6 protein-coding genes are annotated in these 9,399 nt (G+C 38.8%); 3 read left to right on the top strand and 3 right to left on the bottom strand.

Going from position 1 to position 9,399, the window contains the following annotated elements; all coding sequences use genetic code 11:
• The first annotated feature begins 289 nt into the window (after window positions 1-289).
• The 3 genes from AC1DG9_RS17580 (at window position 290) to AC1DG9_RS17570 (ending at window position 5,505) form a co-directional block, all read left to right on the top strand.
• Window positions 290-1,726 carry a 3-keto-disaccharide hydrolase gene (locus AC1DG9_RS17580; RefSeq protein WP_288879372.1) on the top strand — a complete coding sequence of 479 codons (1,437 nt, stop codon included), beginning with the start codon at window positions 290-292 and terminating at the stop codon, window positions 1,724-1,726.
• A 14-nt stretch (window positions 1,727-1,740) separates the two neighbouring features.
• Window positions 1,741-3,705, top strand: a complete 1,965-nt coding sequence (locus tag AC1DG9_RS17575; protein ID WP_172663005.1) for a c-type cytochrome — start codon at window positions 1,741-1,743, stop codon at window positions 3,703-3,705.
• 114 nt (window positions 3,706-3,819) lie between these two features.
• A complete protein-coding gene (locus AC1DG9_RS17570) occupies window positions 3,820-5,505 on the top strand; it encodes a sodium/sugar symporter (protein WP_172663004.1) in 1,686 nt (561 codons plus the stop codon).
• Window positions 5,506-5,632: 127 nt separating this feature from the next.
• On the opposite strand, the gene AC1DG9_RS17565 is transcribed toward AC1DG9_RS17570, so the two are convergent.
• The 3 genes from AC1DG9_RS17565 to AC1DG9_RS17555 all read right to left on the bottom strand — a co-directional run.
• Entirely contained in the window at window positions 5,633-6,991 is a 1,359-nt protein-coding gene (locus tag AC1DG9_RS17565; RefSeq protein WP_477634966.1) for a Gfo/Idh/MocA family protein, read from the bottom strand.
• A 9-nt stretch (window positions 6,992-7,000) separates the two neighbouring features.
• Complete coding sequence (locus AC1DG9_RS17560) at window positions 7,001-8,362, bottom strand: 3-keto-disaccharide hydrolase (RefSeq protein ID WP_477634965.1); 1,362 nt, start codon at window positions 8,360-8,362, stop codon at window positions 7,001-7,003.
• Between the two features lie 36 nt (window positions 8,363-8,398).
• A partial coding sequence (locus AC1DG9_RS17555) for a DUF6807 domain-containing protein (RefSeq protein WP_477634964.1) occupies window positions 8,399-9,399 on the bottom strand: 1,001 nt, incomplete at its 5' end.

Genomic DNA, 9,399 nt, shown 5'->3' with positions numbered 1-9,399 from the left:
GGTTGTTAGTGTTACTAATACACCTATTAAAGAACTCCATTATTTTTCTGACAAAACACGGAAGAAAATTGTTTTGCTGATCTCCCATAAAAAATGACGTTTTTCTAAAAACTGTACTTTTTTTACAACTTCTAATAAATGTTGATAAATAGTTTTAGCAAAACTTTAAGGGCTTATTTATTGATTTTAAGGGGTTATTGTTTATTGTAACAAAATCATTATTTTGCAATCCTTTTAAACAAACACGAAATTATATACATTTAATTTTTTTTTAACCAAAAAACACAACATGAAGCTTAATTATTTAAGGTTTGGAACAACCGCTTTTCTCTGGTTGTTAGGAACTGCACTTGTGTCTGGTCAGCAACTAGCGGATCAGTCAGAAATTGATCTGAAAGATCTTTCTTCATTTAAGACTCCGGGAAAGACCTGGACGCTTGCTGGTGGTGTTACCGCCAATTTAAATGAAGTAAACGTATTAAACGTTGCAAAAGGTACTGGGATTCTGGTAAACATACCTACCAAGAAAGACCACGGATCAGACCTTTTAACTATTGGTGAACATGGCGACATTGTTCTTGAACTGGATTATTTGCTTGCAAAAGGAGCAAATTCAGGGATTTATCTTCAGGGAGTTTATGAAATTCAATTAGAAGATTCATGGGGTATCCTAAAACCAACATCATCTAACAACGGTGGAATTTACCAACGTTGGGACGATTCGAAACCAGAAGGTCAGCAAGGATATCAGGGATATGCACCACGCCAAAATGTAAGTAAAGCACCTGGCTTGTGGCAACATATTAAAATTGCATTCCAGGCTCCTCGTTTTGATGCATCTGGAAACAAAACAGCTAATGCAAGAATTTTAAGAATTGAGTTGAATGGAGTACTTATACACGATAATATAGAATTATTTGGTGCAACAAGAGGCGCAAATGATAAAGAAAAAGCTTTAGGCGCTTTGCGTTTGCAAGGAGATCATGGTGCTGTAGCTTTTAAAAACATCAAAACTTCAAAATTGCCTACAGAAACGCAAAATGGGAGACAAAGAGGTGACGATACAGACCCTATCTATATAGATGTGGCTACTACACCAAATATTCGCAGTTTTGTTGATGTTCCTAATGGTGGTCCTAAAGTAGTTCATGCTATTTCTGTAGGTAGCCCGACTCAGGTTCACTTTAGCTACGACTTAGACAACGGTGCGTTGTTTCAGGCTTGGCACGGTGAGTTTGTTGATGCAACACCTATGTGGCATGACAGAGGTAACGGTACATCAAGACCTCGTGGAAGTGTAACTGCCTTCACTAAAAAACCGGTTCCTACTTTAGCTAAACTTACCGATGCTCAGGGAGCATGGTTGGCCGATACTACGGGTACAGGATTTAAAACCAAAGGTTATACATTAGATGCTCAGGAACGTCCTACATTTAACTATAACATCTATGGTACTAAAGTTACTGACGCCATCAAAGCAATTGAAAAAGGCCAGGGATTAAGCAGAGAGATCGTTCTTGAAACACCGGTTGATAACATTTATGCATTAATAGCAGATGCATCAAGTGTTGAGGAAGTTTCTAAAGGACTTTACCTTGTAGACGGACAGTCTTTTTATTTAAAATTTGACGATACCAAAGACAAACCTGTTATCAGGGATGTAGACGGCAGAAAACAACTTGTTGTTCTGGTTCGTGGTAAGTTAAATTATTCTATTTTATTCTAAAAAGGGGTTATATAATGAAATACACTTTTAAGACGCTGGCAATGCTGGCTTTAAGCTTTAGTTTTGCAACGGTGTTTGCCCAGGAAACACCAAAAGAAGAAGATTTCTTCAAAATAAATAAGGTAAAAGTACCCGAAGGACCAATTTTAGAGGTTGGTGGATTGGTTACTTTGCCAAACGGAGATCTTGGTATCTCAACCAGAAGAGGAGAGGTTTACATCGTAGAAAATCCTACAAGCAAAAACCCTTACTTCCGCAGGTTTGCATCTGGTTTACACGAAATATTAGGTCTTGCTTATAAAGATGGTGCACTTTATTGCGCGCAAAGAGGTGAGTTAACCAAATTGATCGATAAAGATCAGGATGGTAAGGCTGATGTTTATGAAACTGTTTATGCATGGCCATTAAGCGGTCACTACCATGAGTACAGCTTCGGACCAAAAATTGCTAAAGACGGTACTTTCTTTGTTACCGGTAACGTAGCTTTTGGTGATGAAATGTGGTACCGTGGCGAAAGCCGTGTACCTATGCGCGGTTGGACAATGAACATTACTGAAGATGGAAAAATGCAACCATGGGCAACTGGTCAGCGTTCTCCTGCAGGTCCAAACGTAATAGACGGACAACTTTACTATACAGATAACCAAGGTGACTGGTTCGGTTCTGGTGCAATCTGGAAAGTAGAAAAAGGTGATTTCTTAGGTCACCCGGCCGGATTAAGATGGACTGGAAGAGCTGATTCTCCAGTTAAGCTTACTGAAGAATACTTCAGATCTAAAATCGACGAAAGAAGAGATAAAGATGCACAAGGAAGAGCTATCAAACCTGAAAACAGAGTGAACGAAAACTTCAAAATGTTATGGGAAATGAAAAAAGACTTCCCTGAATTAAGATTACCATCTGTATGGTTGCCTTATGGTATCCTTGGTATCTCTACTTCAGAGCCTGTTAAAATTCCTCAGGGAGCTTTTGGTCCTTTCGAAGGTCAGATTTTAGTAGGTGATCAGGGTATGAGTATCATTTCAAGAGTATTCTTCGAAACGGTAAACGGTGTAGAGCAAGGTGCTTCATTTATGTTCAGAAGTGGTTTCCGTTCAGGAGTATTAAGAATGGCATGGGGTACTGATAATTCATTATTTGTTGGAGAAACTAACCGTGGTTGGGGATCTGCAGGTGATGCAAACGAAGGTCTTGAGCGTTTAGTTTACAACGAAAAAATGCCTTTCGAAATGAAAGCTGTTAGAGCAATGCCTGATGGTTTTGAAATCGAATTTACTAAACCAGTTGATTTAAAATCTGCAGAAGATATCGCTTCTTACGATGTACAAAGCTATTTATATAAATACCATCCGGTTTATGGCTCACCTCCAATTAATAACGAAAAGTTAAAAATTAAAGGTGTTAAAGTATCTGCTGACGGTTTAAAAGCAAGACTTATTGTTGATAATCTTCGTCAGTATTATATCCATACCATTACTGTCGAAGGTGTTCGTTCACAAGAGAACTCTTATCATTTAATTCACCCGATTGCTTACTATACTTTAAATAGCATTCCAAACGGAGAGAAATTATCTATGAATGGTGTAAGTACCAGAAACTCTGCAAACGACCCTGTGGCTAATGCTGTTCCTGGAAAAGCAACTGGTAAAAAACCAGTGGCTGGTGCTAAAACAACTGCTGCACAGAAAGCAGTAGAAGGTGGTGCAAAAACTACTTCGGCTCCAACTTATGCTCAGGTTAAAGGTTTATTAACAAGCTATACTTGTACTGCTTGCCATAATCCTACAAAAAAACAAATCGGACCTGCATTTGCTGACGTTGCAAAACGTAAGTACACTGCAGAAAAGATTCTTTCATTGATCCACAATCCTCAGCCTCAAAACTGGCCGGGTTATGCAACAGAAATGCCACCAATGCCTCAGGTTACTAAAGAGGACGGTATTAAGATAGCAAACTGGATCAACTCTTTGAACAAATAAATGTCTGGAGTTCTATTGTCCAATTAATTTAATCGGCATTTCCCTTGAATATCTGTGGGGAATGCCGATTAATTTTATATTTTAGTCCCTCATTTCAAAAAACCAATATAAACAATGAATAAACTAGACTACCGCGATTATATTGTATTCTTTATATACTTTATAATCGTATCAGCTTATGGATTTTGGATCTACTATAAGAAGAAAACCAAAACCGCCGATTCAAAAGATTATTTTCTTGCAGAAGGCTCTTTAACTTGGTGGGCAATTGGTGCTTCTCTTATAGCCTCAAATATATCTGCTGAACAGATGATAGGTATGAGCGGATCAGGATTTAAGCTCGGCCTTGCAATTTCTGCTTATGAGTGGATGGCAGCAGCAACGCTAATTATTGTAGCTGTATTCTTTATGCCGGTTTATCTTAAGAACAAGATATTTACCATGCCACAGTTTTTAAGTCAGCGCTACAATGAAAAGGTAGCAATGATCATGGCAGTATTCTGGTTAATGCTTTACATTGTGGTAAACTTAATGTCTATCCTTTATCTGGGGGCTCTGGCCATTAGCGGTATATCCGATCTTCCAATTACTTTCTGTATCCTTGGGTTAGCCGTATTTGCTATTATCATCACTTTAGGTGGTATGAAAGTTATTGGTTATACAGATGTTATCCAAGTGTTTTTCTTAGTGCTTGGTGGTTTAGTTGCTTCTTATATTGCATTGAACATCATTTCTGGTCAGCAGGGTATTGTAAAAGGTTTCGCCATTTTAACTGACGGTGCATCAGAGCATTTCCACCTGATTTTTAAGAAGGACAATCCTAACTATATGGATCTTCCTGGTTTAAGTGTTTTAATAGGAGGTATGTGGATTGCTAACTTAAGTTATTGGGGATGTAACCAATACATCACTCAAAGGGCACTGGGCGCTTCTTTACCGGTTGCAAGGGCAGGTCTTTTATTCGCGGCATTCTTAAAAATGCTGATGCCTGTAATTGTAGTTATACCTGGTATCGCTGTTTATTATATTATTAAAGAAAAGATCCCGGCAATTAGTCCTGATAGTTTATTGACTTCATCGGGTGTTCAGGATCCGAATAAGGCATATCCTGCGTTGTTAGGTTTGTTGCCTGTTGGTTTAAAAGGACTTTCATTTGCTGCATTAACCGCTGCTATTGTTGCTTCTTTAGCTGGTAAAGCAAATAGTATTGCTACCATTTTTACATTAGATATTTACAAGAAAGCCTTTAATCCTGGTGCAGGTGAAGGAAGATTGGTAAACGTTGGTAAAATTACTGTAATCGTTTCTATGTTACTTGCTGTAGTATTGTCGCTAATAGTAGGAGATGCATTAATGGGCGAAGGAAAACAAGGATTCCAGTACATTCAGGAATACACAGGTTTTGTATCACCGGGTATTTTTGCCATGTTTATCTTAGGTTTCTTCTGGAAAAAAACAACTTCAAATGCAGCATTATTTGCTACTGTGGGTGGTTTTATTACCTCAGTAATCTTAAAATTCTTACCAGGATGGGTAGATTTAGCTCCTTTACATGATTACGGATGGTCTGTAGCTAACTCAGCTGGCGTATTTGAAATGCCGTTTATGGATAGAATGCTGATTGTATTTGCAGTCTGTGTAATCGGAATGTATTTCATCAGTATCTATGAAAACAAAAAAGGTGTTGTTACAAATGGATTAGAAGTTGATGCGAAAATGTTTAAGGTGTCTACATCTTTTGCAGTTGGCGCATTAATTATTGTAGCAATGTTAGTTGCATTGTATACTGCTTTCTGGTAGTAGTTAAGAACACTTACATAAAAAAGGCGCCTTGAATTATCAAGGCGCCTTTTTTATTGCTTTTGTCATTTCCGTCATCTCGACGATAGGAGAGATCTCTCCTGTCGTCGAGATGACGAGGCGTGTGCTAGTATTTAAACACTTTACCACCAACCATTACTTCCTGTGTTGCTTCATCAAACGTAGCCTTTTGGCCAGTTCTTGCTGATGCATTTGTCATAATGTTTGCAATAGAGTGATAGTAACCAGCTTCAACAGGAGCATTTGTTTCTTTTCTGCTGCGTACACATTCCATCCAATTGCGCATGTGAGCTGAAGTCAGTTTATCACCACCAGTATTAGCAGAAGCTGCTACCTTTTCGGCAATCTCAGTAAGCTTAAGTTCAGGCAGCAAATTAGCTTTCATATTCATTTCAGCAGCTGCTTTTGCAGTAAGTCCACCTCTAGGAGATACAGTATTGGTATTCAGGTTCATTTCTCCTCCATTCGAATAATAGATCTCAGCAGGGTTTTCATCGCCGTTGTGCATTCTTGAAGTAAATACCACCTGGAATCMATTATCAGGATCATTTGGCTTACCATAATCAAATACAGCAGTAGTAGTGTCCCAGTTTCTGCGACCATCTTTCCACTGATAAATACCACCATTAGCCACAACGCTTCTTGGGTGTTTCAAATCAGTAAACCAGTGCACCGTATCAATCTGGTGCGACATCCATTGACCAGGCATTCCAGACGAGAAAGGCCAGAACAAACGATACTCTAAATATTTACGTGGATCCCATTCCTCAAACGGACGGTTTAATAAGAAACGTTTCCAATCTGTATCTTCCTGTTTTAGTTTAGCTACAAGGTCAGGTCTGCGCCAGCGTCCGGGCTGGTTTACATTCCAGCTTAGCTCTACCATTGTAATATCACCAAACTTACCATCTTTTATAAACTGAGAAGCTGCTTTGTAGTTCGCGCCACTTCTGCGTTGCGAGCCAATCTGCAATATCTGTTTCGATGCTTTTACAGCTTTTAACGTTGCTCTTGCATCTTCCATAGTTTCAGCAAAAGGCTTTTCGCAATACACATCACACTTGGCGTTTACGGCTTCAATTGCATGAGACGCATGAGCAAAATCTGGTGAACTGATAATAACTGCGTCAATATCTTTTAAACTATACAACTCATCGTTATTGCGGCATGCAGTTATATTGTGCCCAAATTTTTCCTTTAAATGATCAACACCTAAACCGCGACGGTAATTCCACAAATCAGATACAGCAACCATATCAAAATTCAATTCTTTGTGGTGATTTAGGAAACTAGGCAACAGGGAACTTTTGAAGCGGTCAGAAAAGCCAACCACACCAACTCTTACTCGGTCATTTGCACCAATAATATTTCCATAACTTTTTGCACTTAAACCCATAGTACCTAAATAGGTTCCAGCAGCTGCGATGGCAGATTGCTTAATAAATTTTCTTCTTGAATCTAACATGATCTATGATTAAAGTTGTTTAATTTTTATACTTCTATACGAAACGTTATCGCCGTGGTCCTGAAGCAAAATATGCCCTTTAGGAGCCATGCCAAAGTTTTTCCAGTCTTTATACTTACTACCAGCAACTAAAGCAAGAAATTCCGGAGTTCCTCTGGTAAATTCTACAACCTTAAAGCCATTTAACCAGTATTCAATTCTGTTATCAGGGAATACTCTGATCAAACCTCTGTTCCACTCTCCAATTTTTCTTTGCGCATTAGGGATTTTTTTACTTGTAATAAGGTCATATAATGAACCGAGCGTACGGTTGCCGTTTTTACCTAGCTTAGCATCCGGATGTCTTTCATCATCAAGGATTTGATACTCCATGCCAATTGCTGAGCCCGTGTTTTTCTCAGACAGCGTTACAAAATATTTAACACCACTATTTGCACCTTCAGTAAGTTTAAAATCGAACTTCAACTGAAATGCACCATATTCTTTAACAGTAACAATATCACCACCATTAGTAGATTCTGCACCATTAGATTTTACAACGCTAAGCACACCATCTTTAATTTCCCATCCTTTTTCAGGAAATTTGGTTTTGTATGCACCAACCCAGCCGTTAGTAGTTTTTCCGTCCCATAATAAAGAAAAACCTTCTGCTTTTTCCTGCTTAGATAAATCATTAGGAACCATGTTTACTACATAAATGTCGTCTATTTTAGATGGCTTAAGGTTTTCCGTCTGTATGCGTACGTTACGCCAGCGGATCTGTTTGCCGGGAGTGTCATTTTTTCCAATTGCGTGTACCTGCAAAGCGATGAAGCCAGATGGGGTCATTGCATCTACAACATTTGCAGTGGGAACACCATTAACCCAGGTTCTTATAGAGTTACCGATACACTCGATATGGTATTTATTCCATTGATCCTTTTTAAAAGCAGCCTGACCTTTAGGATTAATATCTAAAGGATATAACCATCCGCGACGCGCTTCATCGTATAATCCACCGCTCCATTTTCYGTCAGACGGATCTACTTCCACCTGATAGCCATGCACCCTGCCATTATTATAATCAGCTTTACTTTCACTTCTGATCTGTATACCCGAATTCATAGAATTATCAACCAATAACTCTACTTCAAGTATAAAATCACCATAATTTTTTTCTGTCGTTAAAAAAGAGTTAGGAGTGTTTGAAACCGTAGTTCCAACAATCTCCCCATTTACGACTTCGTATTTTGCCTGGCCGTTTAATTGTTTCCATCCCTGTAAATCTTTTCCATTAAAAAGATTTTGCCATTTCCCTGTTTGCGCCTGTAATGTAAACGGAGTGGTTCCAAACATCAGGGCAGCAACAATCAGTAACTTTGTTTTTTTCATTAGTGTGTATTATTTGTTTTAATCTATGTTTAAGAGTTATTTTCCAAAATTGGCAGCCTGCTTGTTCAATGTATCAGCAGAAACTTCTGTACCTGAACCTACAAGGATTCTGTAACGAAAAGTAACAGATGCGCCAGGTTTTAGGGTTAGATTTAAAGATTCTTTTCCTTCGCTGAATATGGCCTGTCCAAGTGGATTAGCAGCAAACAAACCGTAATCACGTGCATGCCAGTAAGTAGGATAGCCGGGGTTTTTAGGGTGATCTATGATTGCTACAGAAAGCGATTTGCCTTCTTTAACTCCGTATAAAACACACCAGTTACCTCTGGTGCCCCAGGCATCATTACCTTTTTTACCGGCACTGGTTAAATAGGTGCCATTTGCGCCGTTACCTGATGCTGAAACTTTTGTTGTATTTCCTTGACTATCAGTAAATTCTTCTACTTTATTTGAAGGGAATTCCAGCTCTTTGGTAACACGGATACCTAGCATACCATCTTTAATATCTTTAAATTTCACAGTGTCTTTTTGAGCAGTAAGTGTGGTTATTCTGTCAATAATTCTGGCATTGTCAGTTCCCGAGAAAACAAATGTAGTTTGCTCTTTTAACAGTATATCTTTGGCCTGATTTTCCCAGTTCGCGGTATAGCTTAACTTACCACTGGCTTTGCCGTTTTCAACCTTGTCTACCTTCACATTCCTGATCCATCCATATTTTACTTTCTTTTCTGCAGGTATAGCAAAAGAGTTGTTCCAGAAGTCTAGCCCATTTACACTTTCATAGTTAAGCCACAAGCCAACGTGGTGCGGATGATCTACGCGTTCGCCCTCGCGTTTATTTAAAGGAAAGCCCCTGGTTACAATAGCACCATCGGCAGCGAGTATCGGATAGAGTATGGGCTTTTCCATATTCTCAGGATAGATAAAACTGGTAAAGGGTTTACCATCTATCAGCACATCGACTTTGCGCTCCTGATCATTTCTTACAAGAGAAACATTTTTATTTTGCGCATTAGCATTTAAGCTAAAGTAACAAC

This window comes from Pedobacter sp. 05L430 (genome assembly GCF_056397585.1).
Note: the sequence above shows the minus strand (reverse complement) of the source record. Positions and strands in the feature narration are given on the sequence as shown.

Bases quoted from the DNA above. Each gene is read 5' to 3' on its own strand.
- AC1DG9_RS17580 (WP_288879372.1), top strand. From the start codon at position 290: ATGAAGCTTAATTATTTAAGGTTTGGAACAACCGCTTTTCTCTGGTTG.
- AC1DG9_RS17575 (WP_172663005.1), top strand. From the start codon at position 1,741: ATGAAATACACTTTTAAGACGCTGGCAATGCTGGCTTTAAGCTTTAGT.
- AC1DG9_RS17570 (WP_172663004.1), top strand. From the start codon at position 3,820: ATGAATAAACTAGACTACCGCGATTATATTGTATTCTTTATATACTTT.